General features: G+C 45.4%; 25 protein-coding genes and 1 other annotated feature. Of the genes, 14 read left to right on the forward strand and 11 right to left on the reverse strand.

Features of this window, described 5'->3' with window-relative positions:
* The first annotated feature begins 2 nt into the window (after window positions 1-2).
* Window positions 3-1,721, forward strand: a complete 1,719-nt coding sequence (locus BSR11_RS04490; protein ID WP_083544854.1) for a hypothetical protein — start codon at window positions 3-5, stop codon at window positions 1,719-1,721.
* A gap of 112 nt (window positions 1,722-1,833) precedes the next feature.
* Here the strand turns inward: BSR11_RS04490 and rluB are convergent, their stop codons facing one another.
* The 3 genes from rluB to rnm all read right to left on the reverse strand — a co-directional run bounded on the left by rluB (window position 1,834) and on the right by rnm (window position 4,488).
* Window positions 1,834-2,874, reverse strand: a complete 1,041-nt coding sequence (gene rluB, locus BSR11_RS04495) for a 23S rRNA pseudouridine(2605) synthase RluB (protein WP_072669271.1) — start codon at window positions 2,872-2,874, stop codon at window positions 1,834-1,836.
* A 118-nt stretch (window positions 2,875-2,992) separates the two neighbouring features.
* Window positions 2,993-3,613, reverse strand: a complete 621-nt coding sequence (locus tag BSR11_RS04500) for an L-threonylcarbamoyladenylate synthase (RefSeq protein WP_072669272.1) — start codon at window positions 3,611-3,613, stop codon at window positions 2,993-2,995.
* Between the two features lie 2 nt (window positions 3,614-3,615).
* A complete protein-coding gene (rnm, locus tag BSR11_RS04505; protein WP_072669273.1) occupies window positions 3,616-4,488 on the reverse strand; it encodes an RNase RNM in 873 nt (290 codons plus the stop codon).
* An 88-nt stretch (window positions 4,489-4,576) separates the two neighbouring features.
* Between rnm and trpL2 the strand changes: the two genes are divergently transcribed.
* From trpL2 to BSR11_RS04565, 12 genes are all read left to right on the forward strand, one after another.
* On the forward strand, window positions 4,577-4,687 hold the full coding sequence (gene trpL2, locus BSR11_RS04510) for a tryptophan operon leader peptide (RefSeq protein WP_072669274.1): 111 nt from the start codon (window positions 4,577-4,579) through the stop codon (window positions 4,685-4,687).
* Window positions 4,634-4,734: a sequence feature (Trp leader region), on the forward strand. It overlaps the preceding gene by 54 nt.
* 117 nt (window positions 4,735-4,851) lie before the next feature.
* Window positions 4,852-6,420, forward strand: a complete 1,569-nt coding sequence (locus BSR11_RS04515) for an anthranilate synthase component 1 (RefSeq protein ID WP_072669275.1) — start codon at window positions 4,852-4,854, stop codon at window positions 6,418-6,420.
* 4 nt (window positions 6,421-6,424) lie between these two features.
* Entirely contained in the window at window positions 6,425-7,006 is a 582-nt protein-coding gene (locus tag BSR11_RS04520; protein WP_072669276.1) for an aminodeoxychorismate/anthranilate synthase component II, read from the forward strand.
* A gap of 55 nt (window positions 7,007-7,061) precedes the next feature.
* Complete coding sequence (gene trpD / locus BSR11_RS04525; protein ID WP_004395465.1) at window positions 7,062-8,060, forward strand: anthranilate phosphoribosyltransferase; 999 nt, start codon at window positions 7,062-7,064, stop codon at window positions 8,058-8,060.
* A 5-nt stretch (window positions 8,061-8,065) separates the two neighbouring features.
* Window positions 8,066-9,475 carry a bifunctional indole-3-glycerol-phosphate synthase TrpC/phosphoribosylanthranilate isomerase TrpF gene (gene trpCF / locus BSR11_RS04530; protein ID WP_072669277.1) on the forward strand — a complete coding sequence of 470 codons (1,410 nt, stop codon included), beginning with the start codon at window positions 8,066-8,068 and terminating at the stop codon, window positions 9,473-9,475.
* Window positions 9,476-9,588: 113 nt separating this feature from the next.
* A complete protein-coding gene (gene trpB, locus BSR11_RS04535) occupies window positions 9,589-10,779 on the forward strand; it encodes a tryptophan synthase subunit beta (protein WP_072669278.1) in 1,191 nt (396 codons plus the stop codon).
* Complete coding sequence (gene trpA / locus BSR11_RS04540) at window positions 10,779-11,591, forward strand: tryptophan synthase subunit alpha (protein ID WP_072669279.1); 813 nt, start codon at window positions 10,779-10,781, stop codon at window positions 11,589-11,591. The genes trpB and trpA overlap by 1 nt, the downstream gene beginning before the upstream one ends.
* 373 nt (window positions 11,592-11,964) lie before the next feature.
* Window positions 11,965-13,164 carry a Na+/H+ antiporter NhaA gene (gene nhaA / locus BSR11_RS04545; protein ID WP_072669280.1) on the forward strand — a complete coding sequence of 400 codons (1,200 nt, stop codon included), beginning with the start codon at window positions 11,965-11,967 and terminating at the stop codon, window positions 13,162-13,164.
* A gap of 186 nt (window positions 13,165-13,350) precedes the next feature.
* The gene (locus BSR11_RS04550; protein WP_072669281.1) at window positions 13,351-13,893 is read left to right on the forward strand and encodes a septation protein A; all 543 of its coding nucleotides are present in this window, start codon (window positions 13,351-13,353) and stop codon (window positions 13,891-13,893) included.
* A 120-nt stretch (window positions 13,894-14,013) separates the two neighbouring features.
* Complete coding sequence (gene yciA, locus BSR11_RS04555; RefSeq protein ID WP_072669282.1) at window positions 14,014-14,418, forward strand: acyl-CoA thioester hydrolase YciA; 405 nt, start codon at window positions 14,014-14,016, stop codon at window positions 14,416-14,418.
* 149 nt (window positions 14,419-14,567) lie between these two features.
* Window positions 14,568-14,864 (forward strand): YciI family protein, encoded by a 297-nt coding sequence (locus BSR11_RS04560; RefSeq protein WP_072669283.1) that lies wholly within the window; start codon window positions 14,568-14,570, stop codon window positions 14,862-14,864.
* A 2-nt stretch (window positions 14,865-14,866) separates the two neighbouring features.
* Window positions 14,867-15,256 (forward strand): GspS/AspS pilotin family protein, encoded by a 390-nt coding sequence (locus tag BSR11_RS04565; RefSeq protein WP_072669284.1) that lies wholly within the window; start codon window positions 14,867-14,869, stop codon window positions 15,254-15,256.
* Window positions 15,257-15,346: 90 nt separating this feature from the next.
* Here BSR11_RS04565 and bioD read toward each other — a convergent pair whose 3' ends face one another.
* Genes bioD through bioB form a run of 4 tightly spaced genes read right to left on the reverse strand, consistent with a single transcriptional unit; the run spans window position 15,347 to window position 19,047 of the window.
* Window positions 15,347-16,051, reverse strand: coding sequence for a dethiobiotin synthase (bioD, locus tag BSR11_RS04570; protein WP_072669285.1), 705 nt, complete (start codon window positions 16,049-16,051; stop codon window positions 15,347-15,349).
* The gene (bioC, locus tag BSR11_RS04575) at window positions 16,048-16,854 is read right to left on the reverse strand and encodes a malonyl-ACP O-methyltransferase BioC (RefSeq protein ID WP_072669286.1); all 807 of its coding nucleotides are present in this window, start codon (window positions 16,852-16,854) and stop codon (window positions 16,048-16,050) included. Before bioC ends, bioD begins: the two co-directional genes overlap by 4 nt.
* Window positions 16,851-18,008, reverse strand: coding sequence for an 8-amino-7-oxononanoate synthase (gene bioF / locus BSR11_RS04580; RefSeq protein WP_072669287.1), 1,158 nt, complete (start codon window positions 18,006-18,008; stop codon window positions 16,851-16,853). Before bioF ends, bioC begins: the two co-directional genes overlap by 4 nt.
* On the reverse strand, window positions 17,995-19,047 hold the full coding sequence (gene bioB / locus BSR11_RS04585; protein ID WP_072669288.1) for a biotin synthase BioB: 1,053 nt from the start codon (window positions 19,045-19,047) through the stop codon (window positions 17,995-17,997). Before bioB ends, bioF begins: the two co-directional genes overlap by 14 nt.
* A gap of 267 nt (window positions 19,048-19,314) precedes the next feature.
* Here bioB and bioA point away from each other — a divergent pair, with 267 nt between their 5' ends.
* The gene (bioA, locus tag BSR11_RS04590; protein WP_072669289.1) at window positions 19,315-20,598 is read left to right on the forward strand and encodes an adenosylmethionine--8-amino-7-oxononanoate transaminase; all 1,284 of its coding nucleotides are present in this window, start codon (window positions 19,315-19,317) and stop codon (window positions 20,596-20,598) included.
* Between the two features lie 99 nt (window positions 20,599-20,697).
* Here bioA and serS read toward each other — a convergent pair whose 3' ends face one another.
* From serS to BSR11_RS04610, 4 genes are all read right to left on the reverse strand, one after another.
* Window positions 20,698-22,005, reverse strand: coding sequence for a serine--tRNA ligase (gene serS / locus BSR11_RS04595; RefSeq protein WP_072669290.1), 1,308 nt, complete (start codon window positions 22,003-22,005; stop codon window positions 20,698-20,700).
* 101 nt (window positions 22,006-22,106) lie between these two features.
* Window positions 22,107-23,456, reverse strand: a complete 1,350-nt coding sequence (locus BSR11_RS04600; RefSeq protein ID WP_072669291.1) for a replication-associated recombination protein A — start codon at window positions 23,454-23,456, stop codon at window positions 22,107-22,109.
* A 21-nt stretch (window positions 23,457-23,477) separates the two neighbouring features.
* Entirely contained in the window at window positions 23,478-24,071 is a 594-nt protein-coding gene (gene lolA / locus BSR11_RS04605; protein WP_072669292.1) for an outer membrane lipoprotein periplasmic chaperone LolA, read from the reverse strand.
* A gap of 170 nt (window positions 24,072-24,241) precedes the next feature.
* A complete protein-coding gene (locus BSR11_RS04610; protein ID WP_072669293.1) occupies window positions 24,242-24,862 on the reverse strand; it encodes an SEC-C metal-binding domain-containing protein in 621 nt (206 codons plus the stop codon).
* Window positions 24,863-24,888: the final 26 nt, after the last annotated feature.

Here is a 24,888-nt window from a genome sequence, read left to right on the forward strand (position 1 = left end):
CAGTGAAAAAACTGATTCTTGCCGCGGCAATTACTGCCACGGCAGCGGCGGGTGGCTATTTTTACCATCTTGATTCTAAAGCCAATACTGATCTCGATCCTTTATTAACACTTATTCCAGCCGAATCGGCTTTTGTCTCTTTCACTACCGAAGAGTACGATCATTATCAATACTTACATGCTTTCGGTTATGCCCAAGAGAGTTTATACGACTATTTTGATGATAGAGAGTTCACTGCAGAACAAGCGTTTATTATTGATTATCTTGATGGTTATTTACAAAGTGCGGTCGATAAACAAACACTGAAAAACTACCTCGGCACACCAGATAGCATTCAGCCTATCATGTATACCTTAGGCTTAATTCCTGTATACAAAATTCAGCTCGAAAACAGTGATACGTTTTGGCGAACCATCTCACAAGTTGAACAAGAAACTGGAGCCACCTACCAAACAGGTCAGTTAGGTGAGGTCAATTATCGTCGTTATCGACTCACTGAAGAAGGGGATGAAGATATTGATCTGATCATTGCGGTCGACAATAAAATCGCTACCTTTACGCTTGATATTCCCATGTTAGGTGAAGAAAATCCGCTTAAATTAGCGTTGGGCATTGAAAAACCTCAGCTCTCTTTTGCGCAAAGCGATCGTTTTAGTAAGCTAAAAACTAAGTATGGAAAACAATACAGCAACTATGCCGACTTAGATCATCAAGCGATTATCCAAGGCCTCACTCAACCAGGAAGTAACCGTATTGCTCGTCAACTAGAGGCATTGCAACAACAAACCTCTGAACCATTTCTTGATGAGCTTCGTCACCCCAATTGTCAAGCAGAGTTAGCAGCCATTGGCCGTAACTGGCCACGCACTGTCGGGCTTGCTGAATATAGCATGCATAATGGGCAAGCGGCGATCAAGGGTAAATTGGTCATTGAAAGCCATAACCAAGTGATCATTAATGCACTCAAAGCAATACGTGGCTTTTTACCTGAAGTGACCGATCCTCAAGAGCGTATTTTTTCTATCGGCCTTGGTTTAGATATTTCAAAATTAGCCACTTCTGTTGGTAGTATTTGGAATGACCTACGCCAACCAAGCTACTCTTGTGAGTTTTTGGCTGATTTTCAACAGAGTTTAGGCGATGAAAATCCAGCAGCAATGCTAAGTCTAGGAGCAAGTATGCTTGGCAGTGTAAAAGGTATGCATTTTGCGCTGAATGATCTGTCCTTAGATACAGAACATCCTTTTGGCCCACAATTGGATAAACTCGATTTTCTCTTCACTCTTTCAGCAAATCAACCTGAAAACCTCTTACTCAGTGCTCAAATGTTCGTACCCGAATTAGCACACTTGGCGCTTGAAGCCAATGGTGAGCCAATGGATCTGTCGACACTGGTGAGTGCTGAAACGGGTATACAAACACCGTTATTTGCTCGTCTTAATGATAAACACCTTGCTCTGTATTCTGGCGCCCAATCAGCAACCTCCGCAGAAGCTATCTTAAAACAACCATTAACGTCTAAAGGACTGTTTCAGTTTGATGTTAATATGCCACGTTTTATGGAAGCAATGCGATTAGCAGCAGAATTCAGTGACGAAGAGCTTCCTGAAGAGTTAATGCATGGTGCAACGAGTAACACGGTTACTCAGTTTATCATCGACATTAACGATAACGGCATTGTACTTGACTATCATCAATATTCAGCCAAACCTGTACAATAATCATCTTCATTACTATAAAAATCCCGAGCATTGCTCGGGATTTTTATATTTAACTGTATCTGGATTGGCGACTTTTATTATCAAGCCAGCGACCGAATAACAATAAGTAGACTTAACCTTGGCGACGTGGCGCTTTCGCTTTACCGTTCGGCGCCCGAGTACCTTGACGGCTACTCTGCTCTTGTGCGCTATTACGGGTACTTGAACCCGGCTTTCGGCGACCACGTGCAGGTGCATTACCTGTCGAACCACCTGTCGTTGTCCCGTTAGTTACTCGGCTTTTCGGTTTAGCGGTAGTGGTCGTGATTCGCTCTTCATGACGTTTCACCGCTCGACGGATCTTCTGGCTACGTGAACGCTCACGTTTGCGTGATGTATTATCTTTCGATTCATCCAGCATGGTTTCTTTTTCTGGACGCAGTTCTACTAAATCACGTAAGTAGTTAACTTGCTTAAGATCCAACTCCGCCCAACCGCCACGTGGTAATTTCTTATCTAAGAAAATATCGCCATAACGAACGCGTTTCAAACGACTGACGGTGGTTCCTTGCGATTCCCACAAACGACGCACTTCACGGTTACGTCCCTCGTTAATCACCACATAGAAGGTATGGTTCATCCCTTCACCACCCGCATACATCACATCTTCAAAACGAGCCATGCCGTCTTCAAGCTGCACACCGCGCACTAAGTTACGAATTTTTTCTTCATTGATTTCACCAAAAACCCGCACTAAGTATTCACGTTCAACCTGACGACTTGGGTGCATCAAACGGTTAGCCAGTTCACCATCAGTAGTGAACAGCAATAAACCAGAGGTATTGGCATCAAGACGCCCAACTGAAATCCAGCGTGAGCCACGAATTTTTGGCAAACGATCAAACACGGTACGACGGCCTTCCGGATCGTGACGAGTACACAACTCACCTTCCGGTTTATAGTAAGCCAGCACACGACAGATCACTTCTTCTGGTGCTTTAGCAGAAACGGCATGCCCATCAATACGTACTACGGCGCTTTCATCTTCTAGACGTTCACCGAGTATAGCTACCTTGCCATTAACACTTACACGTCCAGCTCGGATCAGAGCTTCAAGCTCTCGACGAGAACCATGACCAGCACGTGCTAAAACTTTTTGTAACTTTTCGCTCATTTATCTACCTATGATGTCGTCTTCTCAGACGTCGAATGACAATATGCGATCTTAAAATCGCGGTCGAATATTATTGCAAATAATCCAATAAAAAGCACTCGTTTTGTGACTGATACGATCATTGAAATGGGGTTGGGTCACCCGCACCTAAGCGTGCAACAACCATTTCGTCCTCACTGAAATCAATCACCGTCGTAGGTTGCTCTCCTAAGTAACCACCATTGAGAATCACATCCACAACGTGCTCTAAACGATCGCGAATCTCTTCTGGGTCAGACTCGGTTGTTTCTTTACCAGGCAAAATCAATGAAGTGGACATCAAAGGCTCACCTAAAGCTTCTAATAAATCGAGAGCAATTTTATTATCGGGTACACGAATGCCAATCGTTTTGCGTTTAACATTCATTAAACGACGCGGCACTTCTTTAGTCCCTTTAAAAATAAAGGTGTAAGGCCCTGGCGTATTATTTTTGAGCAAACGAAACGCTGTGTTATCTACCCGTGCGTATAACGACAGCTCCGATAAATCACGACACAAAAGCGTGAAGTTATGCTTATCATCTAAACGGCGAATTTGACAAATCCGCTCTAAGGCCTGTTTGTTTTCTAATTGACAACCCAACGCATAACCAGAATCGGTGGGATAGACAATAACACCACCGCTACGAATAATGGCGACCGCTTGATTAATCAAACGCGCTTGTGGATTTTCAGGGTGAACATAAAAAAATTGACTCATGATTATTCCTCTTCGCTGAGTCTCACGACTCTCTGGTTTGGCAGGTGTTGCCACGACTCCCAAACCGCTGCTACGCCCGCTGGCAACCAAAGATTCCGACCAAGCTCCATCCACGGAGAGGGGTAATGAAAATCACTGCCTTGCGATGCGAGTAAATTAAAATGAATGGCGTAATCACCAAGAGTGCGCTTTTCTTGCGGCGCTTGTTGAAGCTGAGCGACTTCCATAGCATCTCCTCCCGCTTCAACAAATGCGCTAATTAAGCGCTTAAGCCATTTCGCCGTCAAGTCATATCGCCCAGGATGAGCTAAAACCGCTTGCCCCCCAGCGGCGTGAATCGCGTCAATAGCCTCACTCATACTGCACCAAGTCGGTGGTACATAACCGGGATTATTACGGGTTAAGTATTTCTTAAACACCTGCTGCATGGATTTGACATAGCCTTGATCGACAAGCCATTTAGCAAAATGAGCACGTGTAATCGGCGCATCACCAGCAATTTGCTTAACTTCATCGAGCACACCATCTCGAGTCGCTTTGGCGAGTCGCTCAGCGATTAATTCAGCCCGTCCAACGCGATGCTGTTTTTGCTCAGCAATTAATTGAGTCAAAACCATGTTCTCAGGATCAATATTTAAACCAACAATGTGAATATCTTTATTTTGCCATACGGTAGAAAACTCAATACCGTTGATTAAGGTGATGGGATGTTGCCCAGCGTCAATATAAGCTCGAGCTGGAGCTAAACCGTCGATCGTATCGTGATCGGTGATTGCCAATACATCAACATTAAATTCTAACGCGCGGTCAATCAATTGCTCAGGGCTAAATCGACCATCTGAAGCCGTGGTATGACTGTGGAGATCTATTTTCATATCTATTGCCTGTTATTTAGGCTTGACTTTCTGCTCTCGAACTAGTTAACTAGTACGCAAATACAAAAGTACCGTATTAAGGCTTCCTATGTTACAAGAATTTAACCAAAACCATAATCACAATTTTAGTGCAGCTTCTGCTGAACTCACTTGGTGGCGCGCTTGGACACGTTCTTGGTGGGCAACGGTGTACTTTTAAATCGAATACACAATCAAAGCCCGCCGATACTGAGCGGGCTTTTTTATTGACTCCGGTCGCTGACTTTCACTATACCCTAGCAATACAACAGACGACGATTGGGTCAAATACAGGATTATGCGAGTATGCAAAGCAGGAAGAAACCTATTCATCAAGGAGGCTTTATGAATAAAGCCATTGAGATAAAACAACTAGGCAAGCTTGAGGTGATAAAAGCCACCTTACCTTACACACAAGATCCAACGCGTTTATTCCATGCCTTGTGTGCCAATAAAGCCGACTGCTTATTACTTGAATCCGCCGATATTGAGTCAAAACAAGACGTCAAAAGCTTATTACTGATTGATGCCGCGGTGCGCATTACTTGCGTCGGTCATAGCGTCACCTTTCTCGCCTTAACCGATAACGGCAAACAACTGATCGAGTTACTCAGCAATAACCTTGCTGCTGACGTTTGCCATCAGTTAGACCATAATAATAGCTTAACTCTGAACTTTGCTCCGCTCAGTGATCAATTAGATGAAGATTCACGCTTGCAAGAAGCCAGTGTATTTGATGCCTTGCGCTTGGTGCAACACAGCTTTGATCTGAGTGAACAAGATAAATATGCAATTTTCCTCGGCGGCTTATTTGCTTATGACTTAGTGGCCAACTTCGAGCCTTTAGGCAGCGCAGAAGCTCTCGATCAATGCCCAGATTATGTGTTTTATGTCGCTGAAACCTTAATGGTGATTGATCATAAAACTGAGCACTGCCGCTTACAAGCGACGCTGTTTAGCGCCCATCAAGAGCAGCGCCAACGCTTAACAACTCGCTTACAAACCATTGCTAGGCTTAGCGCAGAATCAACACCGCTGCCGCCAGCGCAAACCGTTGCTGAGATCAATGTCACCAGCACACTTTCAGATGCGGAGTTCTGCAACACAGTGGATTACTTGAAAACCTTGGTTGTGCAAGGTGATATCTTCCAAGTGGTTCCCTCTCGCCGCTTTCGATTGCCTTGCCCATCACCATTGGCCGCGTATAAAAAGCTCAAAGAAAACAACCCGAGTCCGTACATGTTTTACATGCAGGATGCACACTTCACTCTGTTTGGTGCTTCACCAGAAAGTGCCTTGAAATACGCCACAGAGACTAACCAAGTAGAAATTTATCCGATCGCCGGCACCCGCCGCCGCGGTAAACGCGCCGATGGATCCCTTGATTATGATTTAGATAGCCGTATCGAACTTGAACTGCGCGCTGATAGCAAAGAGAACGCGGAACACATGATGCTGGTTGATCTGGCAAGAAATGATGTGGCGCGCATTGCCGAAGCTGGTAGCCGTCACGTAGCTGATTTATTAAAAGTTGACCGCTACAGCCATGTGATGCATTTGGTCTCTCGCGTTGTTGGTCAGTTACGTCGTGATCTCGATGCCCTACACGCTTATCAAGCTTGTATGAACATGGGCACATTAACGGGGGCACCGAAGATCCGTGCCATGCAAATTATCCGTGAAGTAGAAAAAACCAGACGTGGCAGCTATGGCGGTGCGGTGGGTTATTTAACCGGAGAAGGTGACTTAGACACCTGCATCGTCATCCGTTCAGCGTATGTGGAAAATGGCATCGCACAAGTACAAGCAGGGGCCGGCGTTGTTTATGACTCTGATCCGCAATCTGAAGCCGATGAAACACGTAGTAAAGCTCAAGCCGTGATAGCGGCGATTCAATCCGCGCATCAGGAGTAACCCCATGGCGAATATTTTGTTTGTCGATAACTTTGACTCATTTACCTACAATTTGGTCGATCAATTTCGTACCTTAGGTCATCAAGTGACCATTTATCGTAACCACATTGCGGCGCAAACCATTGAACACGCCATCACGCAACTGGATAATCCTTTGCTGGTGTTATCACCAGGACCTGGTGCGCCATCTGCCGCGGGTTGTATGCCTGAGCTATTACAGCGCTTAAAAGGTAAAGTGCCGATCATTGGCATTTGCCTTGGCCATCAAGCGATTATTGAAGCCTATGGTGGCACCGTTGCTGGTGCCGGTGAAATCGTACATGGCAAAGTGTCAATGATGGAACATCAGCGTCACGCGATTTATGGCCAGTTACCCTCACCGATGGCTATCGCCCGTTATCACTCACTGGTCGCAACCCAAATCCCTGAGTGTTTAACCATCACAGCACAAGTAGACGGTTTGGTGATGTCGATTGTTCATGAGCAGGACAAAATTTGTGGTTTTCAGTTTCATCCTGAGTCGATCATGACCACCTATGGCGCCACATTGCTTGCCAATGCCATTGATTGGGCGCTGAGCAAATAAGTTCAACCACGATTCTCCGCCTACATTTAGAGACACAGATTGATAGGGATATTTTATGCAACATATCATCGATAAACTGTATGCCCAGCAGTCACTTTCACAATTGGAAAGTCAGCAGTTATTTGACGTCATCATTCGTGGTGAACTTGACCCCATTTTAATGGCAGCAGTCTTAACCGCCTTAAAAATGAAAGGCGAAACACCGGATGAAATCGCTGGCGCGGCGCAAGCTTTGCTTGCTAATGCTGAGCCGTTCCCGCGTCCAGACTATGACTTTGCCGATATCGTCGGTACTGGTGGTGATGGTGCGAATACTTTTAATATTTCCACCACTGCCGCTTTTGTCGCCGCTGCCTGCGGCGTGAAAGTCGCCAAGCACGGTAATCGAGGCGTTTCCAGTAAATCGGGCTCTTCTGATCTGTTAGACTCGTTTGGTATCAACCTTGCGATGAGCGCTGAGCAAACTCGTCAAGCCATGGATGAGTTAGGCGTGGCTTTTTTATTTGCACCTCAATATCACAAAGGGGTTCGCCATGCGATGCCCGTGCGTCAAACTCTGAAAACACGCACCATTTTCAATATCTTAGGGCCTTTGATTAATCCGGCTCGGCCATCGATCCAACTGATGGGCGTTTACAGCCCTGAGCTCGTGCTACCCATCGCGCAAACCATGTTACAAATGGGGCTGCAACGTGCTGCCGTAGTACATGGCAGCGGTCTGGATGAGGTCGCTATTCATGGTGAAACTTTAGTTGCAGAAATTCGCCATGGTGAGATTATTCAATATACCTTGACCCCTGAAGATTTTGGCCTCGATTCATACCCTCTCTCAGCTATTCAAGGGGGTGAGCCGGCAGAAAATCGCGCCATTATTACTCATCTTTTAACAGGGAAAGGTAGCGATGCTCAACTGGCTGCGGTTGCGGTGAATGTCGCACTGCTACTACGCCTGTTTGATCGTGACGATCTCAAAGCGAACGCCCAGTTAGCCATCGACGTGATGAACTCGGGTAAAGCGTTTCAACTGGTTCAACAATTAGCACAAAGAGGTTAAATTCTATGTCTGAGCAACTCTCTGAACATATTTCAATCCAAGATACTCAGATGGCCGAAGTATTAGCTAAAATCGTGCAAGATAAGTACCTCTGGGTGGAACAGCGCAAAATCAAACAACCGCTGGCGAGTTTTCAAGCCTTGCTGACACCAGCCGATCGCTCATTTTATGACGCCCTCAGCCCAGATAAGACGCGCTTTATTTTAGAATGTAAAAAAGCCTCGCCTTCGAAAGGGTTGATTCGCGAAGATTTTGATTTGGATTATATTGCCTCGGTTTATCATCAATACGCGGATGTCATTTCCGTCTTAACCGATGAAAAATATTTCCAAGGCAATGTCGAGTTTATCCCGCGCATCCGGGGGCAAGTGAGTCAGCCAATCCTGTGTAAAGATTTTATGGTTGACCCTTATCAAGTGTATTTGGCTCGTCATTATGGCGCTGATGCGATTTTATTGATGTTATCGGTACTTGATGATCAGCAGTATCAGCAGTTAGCTAGGATTGCTCACCAACTGGGCATGGGCGTATTAACCGAAGTCAGTGACCACGCTGAACTAACGCGTGCCATCAACCTAGAAGCTAAAGTGATCGGCATTAATAATCGTAACTTGCGCGATCTCTCCACCGATCTCAATCGCACTAAACAGTTAGCGCCTTTATTACCCAAAGGGGCCATCATCATTTCAGAATCGGGGATCTATCACCATCAACAAGTGCGTGATCTCGCCCATTATGCCAGTGGCTTTTTAATCGGCAGCTCACTGATGGCCGAACAAAATCTTGAACTGGCGACGCGCAAAATCATCCTCGGTGAAAATAAAGTCTGTGGCTTAACCCATGCCGATGATGCCGCCAAAGCTTATCAAGCCGGAGCCGTCTTTGGCGGATTAATTTTTGTGTCTAAGTCACCACGTTATGTCACTATCGAACAGGCTCGGCTCGTCATGAGCGGCGCACCTCTGCATTACGTAGGGGTATTTCAAAATCACCCACTGCAAGAGGTGGTCGATATTGCGCAGCAATTATCACTCAAAGCGGTACAGTTGCATGGCGATGAAGATCAAGCTTACGTTGACCAATTAAGAATGCAATTAGCCACTGAGATTGAGATCTGGAAAGCCTATGGTGTTCGTGATAGCAAGCCAACAACTCTGCAACAGCATATTGATCGTCATCTGTTTGATAGCCAAATTGGCGCTCAATCGGGTGGCACAGGGCAAGTGTTTGACTGGCAACTGCTCGATGAGATTAATAACGTAATGCTCGCGGGAGGAATTAACCCAGACAACGCGCAACAAGCGGCAAGCCTTGGCTGTTTAGGGTTAGATCTGAATTCAGGGGTAGAAAGCCAACCGGGTAAAAAAGATCAACATAAACTGAATTTAGCCTTTTCTGCCATTAGGCACTATTAAATCACCGACTTGCGCATGACCAATAGCCCAAACCACCCATCATTATAGCCGTGGTAAAGTGCTACCGGTAAGAGAATCATGCGCAACCAATAACAAGATAAAGGATATCACTCATGGCAAAACTTAATGCCTATTTTGGCGAATACGGTGGTCAATATGTGCCACAAATTTTAGTCCCTGCGCTGGATCAGTTAGAACAAGCCTTTATTGATGCGCAGGAAGACCCTGACTTTCGCGCTGAATTTATGACCTTGTTGCAAGAGTATGCGGGTCGCCCAACCGCTCTAACCCTAACCCGCAATCTCACCAAGGGCACCAAAACCAAGCTATATCTAAAACGAGAAGATTTATTGCACGGCGGCGCGCATAAAACCAACCAAGTTCTTGGCCAAGCCTTGCTAGCAAAACGGATGGGCAAACATGAAATCATCGCCGAAACCGGCGCCGGGCAACACGGAGTAGCCACCGCGCTCGCTTGCGCGCTGCTTGGACTGAAGTGTCGGGTTTACATGGGAGCCAAAGACGTTGAGCGGCAAAGTCCCAATGTCTTTCGCATGAAACTCATGGGCGCCGAGGTGATCCCCGTTCATTCTGGTTCAGCAACCTTAAAAGATGCCTGTAATGAGGCGCTACGTGATTGGTCTGCCACTTATGAAACCACCCACTACTTACTCGGTACTGCGGCAGGCCCGCACCCTTTCCCGACCATAGTCCGTGAATTTCAACGCATCATTGGTGAAGAAACTAAGCTGCAAATTTTGGCTCGTGAAGGACGCTTACCCGATGCCGTATTGGCCTGTGTCGGCGGCGGCTCAAACGCCATTGGTATGTTTGCCGATTTTATTGATGAAGCTAACGTGCGTTTGATTGGTATCGAGCCAGCAGGGAAAGGCATTGATACCCATCAACACGGCGCGCCACTCAAACACGGTAAAACGGGGATCTTTTTTGGGATGAAAGCGCCACTGATGCAAGACTCTTATGGCCAAGTCGAAGAATCCTATTCGGTTTCTGCTGGATTAGACTTTCCATCCGTTGGCCCGCAGCACGCACACCTGAATGCCATTGGCCGCGCCGAATATGAAAGCATTACCGATGATGAGGCGTTAGAAGCGTTTCAATCCATTGCGCGTAACGAAGGCATCATCGCGGCTTTGGAATCCTCACACGCGCTCGCTTATGCGATCAAAATGGCGTATGCCGATCCAGATAAAGAGCAGTTACTGGTGGTCAATTTATCTGGTCGTGGTGATAAAGATATTTTCACCGTCCATCAATTATTAGAAGAGCGAGGCGCACTATAATGGATCGTTATCAACATTTATTCCAACGTTTGGCTGCGCACAACCAAGGCGCTTTTGTTCCGTTTGTTACCATTGGTGACCCTAACCCACAGCAATCGCTGCGCATTATGCAAACCCTAATCGAAGCCGGAGCGGATGCATTAGAGCTGGGTATGCCATTTTCAGATCCCTTGGCGGATGGCCCCACTATTCAAGGGGCGAATATTCGCGCATTAGACTCCGGCACCACCCCCGATCAATGCTTTGAGCTGATCAGCACCATTCGAGCACAGTATCCTGATTTACCTATTGGTTTATTGATGTATGCGAACCTCGTTTACGCTCGTGGTATTGACAATTTCTATCAACGTTGCCAACAGGCAGGTGTTGATTCAGTCCTGATCGCTGATGTCCCCACCAATGAAAGTGCTGAGTTTGTCTCAGCGGCGAAAAAATACGCCATTCATCCGATTTTTATTGCCCCTCCCACCGCCAGTGATGAGACCTTACAGTCCGTTGCAGAATTGGGTAGCGGCTATACCTATCTGTTATCTCGCTCTGGAGTGACAGGCGCGGAAACCAAAGCCAATATGCCGGTCCACGCATTATTAGATCGCCTTAACCAATTTTCAGCGCCTCCAGCGCTACTTGGTTTTGGTATTTCTGAGCCAGATCAAGTGAAACAGGCCATTGAGGCTGGCGCTGCTGGGGCGATTTCTGGCTCGGCGGTAGTAAAAATTATCGAGCAACATCTTGCCGAGCCCGAAGTGATGCTGGACGAACTGAAAACTTTTATTTCGGCAATGAAAAACGCCACTCTACGCGATAACTAATTATCCGCTAAGCACTTAGCGTTTCACTGAGGCGGCCTTATGGTCGCCTATTTTTTCGCTTCCTTTTATCTACAAACCCAGTCTATTTTTCTCTCATTTCCTCTTCTGGCGACAAATGTGAACTGACTCCAAGTATTCACTTTTCATCCTTCAATTTACGTTCCAATTCGGAAATCCCGATTGTTAAACAAGATTTAATCGATATAAACGAGACGAATATTTTCACAGTCAACTATCATAGGCTCAGATGTTGAGTTTTTACTCTGACAATGCCCAAGACCAATGTTGATAGAAGACTTAACGTTTCATTAAACGACTAGATTGAAACTATCGGCTATAGCAATACTAAAAAAATAACAATGGAAGAATGACAATGTATAAAAGGATTAAATATTTTCTCACCAGTGATCCTGCCAGTGGTATCTTACTCCTGCTTGCCGCTATCACCGCACTTGCCATCGCTAACTCACCACTACAACACTCTTATCAACAATTTTTAAACTTTTATGTTTTTGGGATCAGCGTCAGTCATTGGATCAATGATGGCTTAATGGCTTTATTCTTTTTAATGATTGGCTTAGAAGTAAAACGTGAGTTGATTGAGGGATCATTAAATAGTCGCTCAAAAGCCATGTTACCAGCAATGGCCGCTTTAGGTGGCATGCTATTCCCTATCGCTATCTTCTTGTTTTTTAATTATCAAGATCCGATTGCCATCAATGGTTGGGCAGCTCCAGCTGCGACAGATATTGCTTTTGCTTTGGCAATTCTAAGCTTACTCGGTAAACGAGTGCCAGTTGAATTGAAAGTCTTCCTGTTGGCTTTGGCCATTATTGATGACTTAGGGGTGATTTTTATTATTGCTTTATTCTATAACAGTGAGCCTTCAGGCATGATGCTGCTGTTCGTCCTCACTATCAGTTTGTTTTTATTCTTTTGTGGCAAGAAGCAATTTTCCTCTCTCGCGCTGTATTTTGTTTTATTCCTTGTGCTTTGGTTTACCGTTTACCACTCAGGCATTCACGCCACACTCGCTGGTGTTATCGCTGGTTTCTTGATTCCCCTGACTTGTCGAGCAGGAAAGAGCCCGGCGAAACGGGTTGAGCATTTATTGAACCCTTATGTCGCATTTTTAATCTTACCGCTGTTTGCCTTTGCCAACTCTGGTGTCACGTTTTCATCGATTAATATCGTCAGTAGTAACGCACACTTACCGCTCGGCATTGCGCTAGGATTATTTGTCGGAAAACCTATCGGTGTCTTCTTGTTCAGTTGGTTAGCGATTAAGCTTGGAGTCGCTCAACTGCCCCCTACTGTCAACCTACGCATGATTCTATCGGTAGCGGTACTGTGTGGGATTGGTTTTACTATGTCTATTTTCATTTCCACTCTCGCGTTTACCGCAGAACAAAGTGCGATGGTCGATTACGCCAAAATCGGTATTTTGATGGGCTCAACCGCTTCAGCCATCTTGGGGTTTTCTATGTTAATCAAGGCGCTTCCAGTATCAACGCCACACATTGTCACTAGCCAAGCCAGAGTAAGTGAGTTGCAACAAAGCCGAATTAAATAATCATGGTTACTTCTATACTCAAACCACTTGGAATGATAATTAGGCGCTAACTGAGTGAACCCCCAATCATATAAATAAACGATGTGATTGGGGTAAGCCAACACCACGGCGAGAGATTATCTGTTTTGCTTTAGTGATTATTTCGCTAGACTGTCGCCATCGTCTCCTTTTGGGCCTCATCTGATAATGAAACAACTGCTCGACTTTATTCCGCTCATTATTTTCTTCGTACTATTTAAGCTTTACGATATCTATATTGCGACTGGCGCGCTGATCGCCGCAACCGCACTGCAAGTGATGATTACTTATTTTTTGGTCAAAAAAGTCGAAAAAATTCAGCTGATCACCTTTGCTCTTGTGGCTATTTTTGGCGGCATGACCATCTTCTTACATAATGATAACTTTATAAAATGGAAGGTGACTATTGTCTATCTGGTGTTTGCTATCGGACTTGCTATCAGCCATAAACTGGGTAAATCAGCGATTAAAGGTATGCTTGGCAAAGAAATTTCACTACCGAATGATATTTGGGCCAAAATCACTTGGGCATGGGTAATGTTCTTCATTGTTTGCGCCCTCCTCAACACTTACATCGCCTTTCAACTTTCGTTAGAAGTCTGGGTTAACTTCAAGGTATTTGGCTTACTTGTCGCAACGTTTGCCTATACTTTACTCACTGGTTTTTATATCTATAAGCACCTGCCTAAAGAACACAATGATGCTGAGTAGTATCACGGTCGAACGTCATAGGTTAACGCTTTTGAGCTTGATCCTTTTTTAAGGGTATAATCTGATCTCTTTTTTCAGCGACCGTTTTGGTCGCTGTTTTGTTTATTGTGGATGTCGAAAATGAATCAGGATGCACACTCTCCTAAAGGCCAGCTATTATTAAGAACCCTGGCCATGCCCGCCGATACTAATGCTAATGGTGATATCTTTGGTGGCTGGATTATGTCACAACTCGATCTTGCAGGTGGTATTCTCGCTAAAGAAATTTCCAGCGGACGTATTGTCACCGTCTCTGTATCGAGTATTACTTTTAAAAAACCGGTTAAAGTTGGTGATGTGGTGTGCTGTTATGGTGAATGTACTAAAATTGGCCGAACCTCGATGTCAATTAATCTTGAAGTGTGGGTAAAACCTATCAAAGAAGATGGGGTACTTGATCGCTTTCAAGTTTGTGAAGCCACGTTTAATTATGTCGCGATTGATGCAGATGGTCGGCCTCGAGTAATAAAACATAGAGGCGCGTGATCACATAACTAAGGATTAATGATATTAATCCTTAACGGGCATTTTCAAATTGGTTTACTTTCAGTACATTAACATCAATCTATACTGACCCAAACGAAAGTGATGAGTAGATGGATAATCTACTTTTACACACGAACAAGGATATTAATATGTGGTACGTGATTTTTGCTCAAGATGTGCCTAATTCTCTTACATTGCGTCTTAGTGCTCGCCCTGCTCATTTAGCCCGTTTACAGGAATTACGCGATGAAGGTCGGCTACTTACTGCAGGCCCGATGCCTGCCATCGATGCAGAAAACCCCGGAGAAGCGGGATTCACTGGCTCAACAGTGATTGCTGAATTTCAATCTCTGCAAGCCGCCCAGCAATGGGCCGAAAGCGACCCTTACGTCACGGCGGGCGTTTATGCTCAGGTGATCGTCAAACCCTTCAAAAAAGTGTTTTAATTATGAATAAGTCCATATTGTCCTGTGTAGGACTAACAATGCTACTGTTGGCTGGTTGTAGTTCAACCGCTGATCAACAAAAACACCTAGAATTGCTTGCTGCTAATCGCGCCAGCGTATTAAACGCCGAACTCCCGATTGAACAAGGCCCTTTGACTATCATGCGTGCCAGCGCCAAGGGGACAATGATTGAAATGATGATGATTTATAACAACGACCAACAAGGTGCAACCCCAATTAATCAAGTGATGCAATCCAGTTTACAACGTTTTTGCTCGACACCTGATATTCGTGCCAATCTTGATGTCGGCATTAGTTATCGTTTCTTGGTACGCAACCCACGAGGACAAACCATGGTTGACCAATCGATGACGAAAAGCAGCTGCAAATAAACGCTAAATTCGGCTTTCCTATCGATGAGAATTCAGTCGTGGGCAAACTCAAATGAACAAGGTCTCACCATTCAGGTAGACCTTGTTTCTCTAACAAGTCAGCGCTTCTTGCTGCTCAATCAATAATGGAGATAAATCAATATACTTACCCAAATCTCGGCACTTAATGCTTGGCATGTAGGGAATCTCACCTAACTTTGGTGCATCAATCCGATGTTCTAGTAATTGAATAATATCTGCATAGTGCTCGGTTCCAGGATTGACTCGATTCGCCACCCAGCCAACTATCTTTAATCCATCTGCGCGAATACTTTCAGCGGTTAATAAAGCGTGACTTAAACAACCCAGTTTGATACCAACGACTAAAATCACCGCTAATTGCTCTGTCTGCACCCAGCTAGACAAACTGTCCTTATCCGATATAGGAACCCGCCAGCCGCCAGCCCCCTCCACGAGTACGACATCAGCATGAGATTGTAACTTGACTAACTTTTCGCTCAATAGAGTAGTATCTATGGTTACTTGCTCATGCTTGGCGGCAATATGAGGCGAGGCAGGTAAAGCTAACGGATAGGGATTAATATCTTCATACGGCATTTTTACTGTTGCTGCTTGCAACAAATGTAAGGCATCGCCGTTACGCATTCCTTCTTCTGTCTGTTCGCATCCAGCCGCCACTGGTTTATAGCCTATGGTAGACAAACCACGAGCGGCCAATGCTTGCAAAATTGCTTTTGAGGCCACGGTCTTACCCACATCGGTATCCGTACCGGCAATAAATATTGCGTTAATCATCGCTGTAATACCCCTAAACAAACTTGATACGTTGCAGGTAAAAGCCCTTGCTTACCAGCAAACTGCTGATAGGCTTGTTCTACCTGAGCAAGCGTGTGGCGACTCGTTAGCCCTTGAGATCGGCCATGGATATGGGTTGCCCCAATGCCTTTTAGATCGCGCATTAATTGATAAGCGCTCTCATACCACACGGTTATTGTCGGTAAGTCTAAGTGATATCGCGTAAAGTCAGATTGCGCTAACGCAAGGTTTATCTTATTCACATCCGCAAAGCGTTTAACGTGTTGATGTACATCAACCTTCTGCCACGCTTGTTCTAACTCGGTTAATGATCCAAACAATAAAGTGGAAAATCTTGCTTGTCCTTGAGGTTTGAGAATGCGATGAATTTCTTGCAGCGGAACGACTAAATCCTCACACCACTGCAAGGCTAAACTCGAAAACACCAGATCAAAGTGAGCAGCTTTAAAGGGGAGCGCCTCTGCATCAAGCTGTACATAGTGCATTCGATAATGCCCACAACGCTGTTTAGCCTGATACAACATTGCTGATGAAAGATCCGCACAGACGACAGTCGCCCCCCGTGATCGCAGTTGCTGAGCGAAATAACCCGTACCACATCCCAAATCCAGCACCTGCCAATCAACCAGTTGTTTGGGCAAAGTGTCCAATAACCGTTGCCCAACATCACGTTGAAAAGCCGCATATTGATCGTAACGAGATGCCGCTTTGCTGAAGGCTTGAGCAATGGCTTTTTTCGTTGCCCCTTGCTCAGTGTGCTCTACCCCAACCGCGAGGTTCATAATTGCCCCTCCATCGCCATCATTAAAGCGTCAGCCAGCTTTGTGACTTGTTGGGCACTATGATTCGCCGTTAAAGTAATGCGCAATCGCGCCTTATTCGCAGGGACAGTAGGAGAGCGAATCGCACTGAGCCAAATTCCATGTTCACGCAGACGATCGGCGACCGTGATAGCAAGTTGGTTAGTTCCGAGTATCAATGGTTTGATTGGCGTTGCCGTGGCAACAAACCCAGCGACATCAGCAAGCTTCTGATCATAAATAGCAGAAAGCTCTTGTAGCTTCTCTCGTCGCCACTTTTGTTGCTGCACCATCTGAATCGAGTGACAAAGCGCATAAGCTTGTGCTGGCGGCATCGCCGTAGAGTAAACATGATGACGAGCAAACTGGGTTAGATAATCGCCCAACGCCTCACTGCATAAGATTGCCGCTCCCGATAAGCCAAGCGCTTTACCAAAGGTGACGACCAAAATGTCGGGTTGAATTCCGGCTTGTGCGCAGCTTCCTCGGCCTTGCTCGCCCAAAACGCCAATCCCATGTGCATCATCCACCATAAGCCATGCTCGTTGATCAATATGCTGCTGGATTGCTGATAAGGGAGCCATATCACCATCCATACTAAATACACCTTCAGTGACCACCAAACTGCGGTTTGATGAATAGGTGCTCAACAGTTGACTAAGATGTGCAATATCGTTATGCCGAAAACGGCGTAATTGAGCAGCAGAAAGTAAGCCAGCTTCAATTAACGAGGCATGATTAAGCTTATCTTGTAATAGCAGATCGCCCTCCTCTAGTAAGGTGAACAGCAGGGCTTGATTGGCACTAAAACCAGAGCTAAACAAAACCGCCCTCGCATAGCCTAGCCACTCACAAAGCATGGCTTCAAGACGCTGATGAGCAGGTGAAAAACCTGTCACTAATGGCGACGCACCACTGCCAGCACCATAACGAGCTAAGCCTTGTTGCCACGCTGCGACTAATGATGGGTCACTCGCTAATCCTAAATAATCATTACTTGCAAAATGATCATACTTTCGCCCAGCGTGAACTAATTGCGCTGAATCTGTGGTTTGTACTGCAGACAATTGGCGGGTTAAGCCTTGTTGGTTTCGCTCATTGAGCGCACGATCAATCCGTTGCTCAAAGGCTAGCATCGTAAAATAGATCCGTATGACTTGGTCTTGATGCAACACGTTCAATCACTTGATCGAGCAGAGCGTTTTCTGTCACTTGATCCGGTTTTTGAATCGCTTGTTGACGGTTAATACCTAACTTATTAAACAGTTGCAGATCACTGTCTTCAGCAGGGTTTGGTGTAGTTAATAATTTGCAACCATAGAAGATTGAGTTGGCACCAGCCATAAAACAGAGTGCCTGCATCTGTTCATTCATCTTCTCTCTCCCTGCGGATAAACGCACCGCAGATTTCGGCATCATGATCCGTGCAACGGCAATCAAACGAATGAAATCAAATGGTTCCACTTCTTCAGCACTGGCGAGTGGCGTTCCTTGCACTTTAACCAGCATATTGATCGGCACACTTTCAGGCTGAGTCGGTAGATTAGCCAGCTCAACTAATAGACCAGCACGGTCATGAACACTTTCTCCCATACCGATAATGCCACCAGAACAAATCTTCATACCAGAGTCACGAACATGCGATAAGGTGTCTAGTCGGTCTTGATAAGTACGGGTGGTGATAATGTTGCCGTAAAATTCAGGAGAGGTATCCAGGTTATGGTTGTAATAATCTAATCCTGCTTGCGCTAACTCTTGCGCTTGTTCAGCGCTGAGCATGCCTAACGTCATGCAGGTTTCCAGCCCTTTTTCTTTGACACCAGCAATCATCGCCTTGAGTAATGGCATATCACGCGCTTTGGGGTTTTTCCAGGCTGCTCCCATACAAAAACGAGTTGATCCTGATTGCTTGGCTTTTTCCGCCGCGTCTAAAACACGCTCTACTTCCATAAGTCGCTCTTTATCAACATCAGTCCGATAATGAGCACTTTGTGGACAATATTTGCAATCTTCCGGACAAGCCCCAGTTTTGATCGACAATAAGGTACTGACCTGAACATGGTTATGCGGATGAAACTGACGATGAACTTGCTGCGCAGTAAATAACAAATCCATAAATGGTTGATCAAGCAGCGCAGTAACTTCCGCCCTTGTCCAATTGTGACGAACTTCCACGTGTAATCCTTAGCAATGTGCCTTGCTTGGTGACATTTATGCGCTGTAGTCTACTGAAGCGACACTGACTGTCAACATACAAATCGACCACAGGTTTACAATAGAGTGCAAATAGACCATTATTGATGGCCTATTTTCTTATTCTTATCCTATTCCGTACCATTTATGTTTGGTCCAATGTTTAACCAAGGTTAAACTGTAAACCAAAGATTAATAATAATATTTACAACAGATGACTTTAAGCTCTCACTTAAATATGGACTTTTCATGGATTTAGCCTTTGATCGCCAACATATTTGGCATCCCTATACATCAACCATTAACCCGCTAACTTGTTATCCTGTCACTCATGCCCAAGGCGTTACACTCTACTTAGAAGATGGTAAAGGATTGATTGATGGCATGTCGTCTTGGTGGGCAGCCATTCATGGTTATAATCATCCGGCTTTAAATCAAGCGGTGCATCAGCAAGTGGATAAAATGGCCCATGTCATGTTTGGTGGCCTCACTCATCAACCAGCGATTGATCTCTGTAAACAGCTATTAGCATTAACACCTGATAATTTGCAGCACGTGTTTCTCGCCGATTCCGGCTCAGTGGCCGTGGAAGTCAGCCTAAAAATGGCGCTACAGTACTGGCACGCCAAAGGTGAACGACGCTCGAAGTTTCTTACCCTACGTCATGGCTATCATGGTGATACCTTCGCCGCGATGTCAGTGACTGATCCTGATAACTCAATGCATAACCTATATAAAGGCTTTTTACCTGAGCACATTTTCGCTGATTCACCAAAGACTGGTTTTTATGATCGTTGGCAAGAGTCTGATATCGACGATTTTCGCAGCAAGATTGCGCTCCATCATCAACAGATTGCCGCAGTGATCCTAGAGCCTATCGTTCAAGGGGCTGGCGGAATGCGTATCTATCATCCGCAATTTCTGCGTGAAGTACGCCGACTTTGTGATCAGTATAATGTGCTGTTAATCGTTGATGAAATTGCTACCGGTTTCGGAAGAACAGGGAAATTGTTTGCCTGTCAGCATGCAAACATACAGCCAGATATACTGTGCCTTGGTAAAGCCTTAACTGGTGGCTATATGACGCTTGCGGCAACATTAACCAGCAAAGCAGTCGCCGACACCGTTTGTAGTAGTGAAGCAGGATGCTTTATGCATGGGCCAACGTTTATGGGTAACCCTTTAGCTTGTGCCGTCGCTTCCGCGAGTCTCGCACTGATTGCCAAAGGAGATTGGCAAACGCAAGTGGCGAATATTGAAAACCAATTTGCCGAGCGTTTACCCAGTTTTACCGCCTATCGGCACGTCAAAGACTTACGCTGGCTTGGTGCTATTGGCGTTATAGAAACCCACCACCCTGTTAACATGAGCGTAATTCAAGCGTTGTTTGTCGAGCTTGGCGTATGGATCCGCCCTTTTGGCCGCTTAATATATTTAATGCCACCTTATATTAGTAACGCTAAAGATATTAATAGCTTATTAGATGCTATCGAGATGGCTGTGCAAAATGACGCCTGTTTTCAACTAAGTTAGCACTGATCGAACACTCGTTTTAAGCGATAGCGTGTTGCTTAGCGCCCAATAAAAAACCGACGCGTTGGGCGTCGGTTTCAGATAACAATACAACAGGAATTAACCGATGTGGGTTAAACCGCCCATGTATTTTTGTAATACCGCAGGGATTTCAATACGGCCATCCGCTTGCTGATAGTTTTCCAAAATCGCCACCATGGTACGGCCAACCGCTAGACCAGAACCATTCAGAGTATGCACAAGTTCAGGACGCTTTTCTGCTTTACGACGAAAGCGTGCTTGCATACGACGAGCTTGGAAATCCCACATGTTTGAACATGATGAAATCTCACGGTAAGTTTTTTGTGCTGGAACCCAAACTTCTAAATCGTAAGTTTTACAAGCACCAAAGCCCATATCACCGGTGCACAGTACAACCTTGCGGTAAGGCAGCTCTAATAATTGCAGCACTTTCTCAGCATGGCCGGTCAACTCTTCCAACGCCGCCATTGAATCTTCTGGTTTAGTGATTTGTACTAACTCAACTTTGTCGAATTGGTGCATACGGATCAAACCACGGGTATCGCGCCCGTAAGATCCCGCTTCAGAACGGAAACACGGTGTGTGAGCGGTCATTTTCATTGGCAGCTCAGCTTCATCCAAAATCACATCGCGAACTAAGTTAGTCACCGGTACTTCTGCCGTTGGGATCAAAGAAAAACGACGTGGCTCCTCATCACTGGCTTTCTCTGTCAATGGCTCGGTGTGGAACAAATCTTTACCAAATTTAGGCAGTTGTCCTGTACCAAACAACGTCTCTTGGTTGACTAAGTAAGGAACGTATAGCTCAGTATAACCATGTTGTTCAGTGTGCAAATCAAGCATAAATTGGGCAATCGCACGATGCAAACGAGCAAACTGGCCTTTCATGATCACAAAACGAGCACCGGTAATTTTGGTTGCACTGGCAAAGTCTAAACCACCGCCCATTTCACCTAAGTCGACATGATCTTTCACTTCAAAATCATACTCTTTCGGTGTTCCCCAACGAGACACTTCCACGTTGTCGTCTTCATCTTTACCATCTGGTACAGAACTATCAGGAATATTCGGTACAATTTGCGTAATCGCTTCTAATTCAGCTTGGATTTTATCTAACTCAACTTTCTTATTGTCGAGATCCTCACCGAGAGTACCAATTTGCTGTTTGATGGCTTCCGCGCCCGCTTTATCGCCTTGCGACATTAGCTGGCCAATTTGCTTGGAGATGGAGTTACGCGTGGATTGTAAATTTTCAACTTCGACTTGAATCGACTTACGTTGCTCTTCAAGGGTGCGAATGGTTTCAACGTCAAGCGTAAAGCCACGACGTGCTAATTTTGCAGCTGTTTCATCCAGCTCTGTGCGAAGTAATTTAGAATCCAGCATTGCTAATCCTATGCTTTAATGTTGTGAAGAAACGTAGGCGTTGTTTTTTTGAACAACATCACACGTATTGAATTTACTCAGCCAAAGATAACCAAAAGCCACTACTTTTCATAGCGCTTTTGTGGGCTTTTTGCATCTAAATCGGCTAGATACTGGAGTTTTTCCGCAATCTTAGTTTCTAAGCCACGATTGGTTGGTTGATAATAACGCTTACCTATCATTTCTGGTGGTAAGTAATGCTCACCTGCCGCAAATGCTCCCGGTTCATCATGGGCATATCGATACTCAGCGCCATACCCGAGATCTTTCATTAAATGCGTCGGTGCATTACGCAAATGTGCTGGCACCTCGTATTCCGGTAAATTACGGGCATCATTAAGTGCTTGTTTCCAAGCAGTGTAGACCGCATTGCTTTTCGGAGCACAGGCTAAATAAACCGCCGCTTGAGCAATCGCCCTCTCCCCTTCAGCGGGGCCTACACGATTGAAACAATCCCACGCCGCCAAAGCGACTTGCATGGCTCTTGGATCGGCATTACCTACATCTTCAGAAGCAATCGCCAGTAAACGGCGGGCAATATAGAGCGGATCACAACCAGCAGTGATCATTCGTGCAATCCAATAGAGAGCTGCATCAGGGTTTGAACCACGGATCGATTTATGTACTGCAGAGATGAAGTCATACCAAGCATCGCCCTTGTTATCAAAACGGGCAACTTTTTCTCCCGCCACTTCAGCCAATAAACTGAGCGTGATCTGTTTACGACCTTGCGCATCTTGGCTTGCCATGTCATACAACAGTTCTAAATAATTGAGCGACATTCGAGCATCGCCATTAACCAGCTCGGCTAGCCGTTGTAAAACGTTATCATGAAAATCGGCCTGATGAAGGCCAAGGCCTCTTTGCGGGTCATCAATGGCTTGCTGTAGCGTTTGTAAAATCTCATCAACACTTAATGAGGTAAGTTTGTAAACCCGAGCACGAGATAACAAGGCATTATTTAATTCAAATGAAGGGTTCTCTGTGGTCGCGCCAATAAAGGTCACGGTGCCATCTTCAATATGCGGTAAAAAAGCATCTTGCTGCGATTTGTTAAAACGATGGACTTCATCAACAAAAAGAATCGTTCTTCGACCGGCGCGCTGATTTTCTCTCGCCCTATCGATAGCCGCACGAATCTCTTTAACACCGGACGTGACGGCTGAGACACGCTCGACCTCGGCATTTGCGTAATTGGCGGCAACTTCAGCTAGAGTCGTTTTTCCAGTTCCCGGCGGGCCCCAAAGAATCATCGAGTGAAGATGCCCGCTCTGCAGCGCACGGCGCAGTGGTTTGTCTTGACCAAGAATATGTTGTTGACCAATATATTGCTCAATGGTTTGCGGCCTCATACGTGCCGCTAGAGGACGAAAATCTTCATCCCCTGAAAAATCTAAACGGTAATTACTCACGATTACTCATTCATTCCCTGATTAGCGTTGGTCATCAACATCAACCCCATCAGGGATAACAAATTGAAAACGGCTGACCGGTGGCTTTTGCAAAGTGACGTCATGAAACGTGAAGCGACTTTGCTGACCATCTTGCTCGATGACAGTAAATCCGGTCACCTTACCTTGTGCATCAATCGTGATCTGAAAGCGTCCTTGATTAGACTCAAAGGTAATCGGTGTTAAGGTAAAAACATCACCTTCCGCTTCCACTTGGTACGCATTCCAATCACTGGCTTGATTACGAGTGAGTAGTATAAATGGTGTCTGCTCCGTGGCTTGTTGCTGATTGTAAATTGAAACCTGCTCGATAAATGGGCTGTAATACCACAGTGTTTGGCCATCAGACACCAAAATATTTTCATCCGGTTCAACGGTTTCCCAGCGAAACAATCCTGGACGAGCCACGTCAACAGTGCCCTTACCTTCCATAACCGTTTCCCCATCTGGACTCAGCACTTGTTGATCAAACTGGGCAGAAAAACCTTCGGTTAAAGCTAGGCGCTGACTCAGCGTCTCTTTGGGACTTGCCAACACCGAAAAACTACAAAAGAGCAAGACTATCCATTTTTTCATTTTATTTTTACTCCTAACAACCTGACCTAAAGATAAACTCGGAATGATTAACCGTGTCGATCTATTCACCCATAAGGTATAAAGGCTTTCTTTGCTTTATATGTCAATATTCGGTAGAAAAAGTTCGAGTCTAAGTGCACGTATGACTAAAGTTATGCGTTCTCGTCTGGCTACTGACCACAGCAGTGCTTGAATTTTTTACCACTCGAACATGGACATGTATCATTACGTCCCACTTGTTTATAAGGATTGATGTTTTGTGCTTTAGCACCAAGCATCACTTCATCGGCAGCTAACGCCACCTCATGAACCATTAAATCCAGTTGTTCAATCATATGCGCTAACGTGGGCAATGATTGATAACCCGCTGCTTGCATCTGCTGGTGAGTCCCCGTTTCATCAATCGCTAACATCAAGGTCGTCAATAGCGCTTGCAGCATACGTAATGCACCATCGGAATGATTCATCGTCTGCCATTGCGGTTCAATCATCGGCCATAAATTCATAAACCCTTGAGCAAAGTCGGCTAAGCCTTGTTCACGAGTCTTGGCGTGTTGCGATAAAAGGTTCAACAACGCATATTGATTCGCTTTTAACTGCTGATATTGTGCATTGATCTGGGCGGTAATCAAAGGTTCCAGCTCATCAACATGGTCTGGAAACAACTCACTTAACCACTGCTTAGGGTCTAGTGGCTGAGTAGCAAAATTCGCCGCTAATATAACGCCCTCGATAAACAAAGGAGATACTGAGCAGAAGGTTTTAGGAAGCGTTATCAGTGGGTAGTTCATAAATTATCGGTATCGGTCAATTAAGA

The organism is Vibrio injensis (genome assembly GCF_001895205.1).
GTDB classification, from domain to species: Bacteria; Pseudomonadota; Gammaproteobacteria; order Enterobacterales; family Vibrionaceae; genus Vibrio; species Vibrio injensis.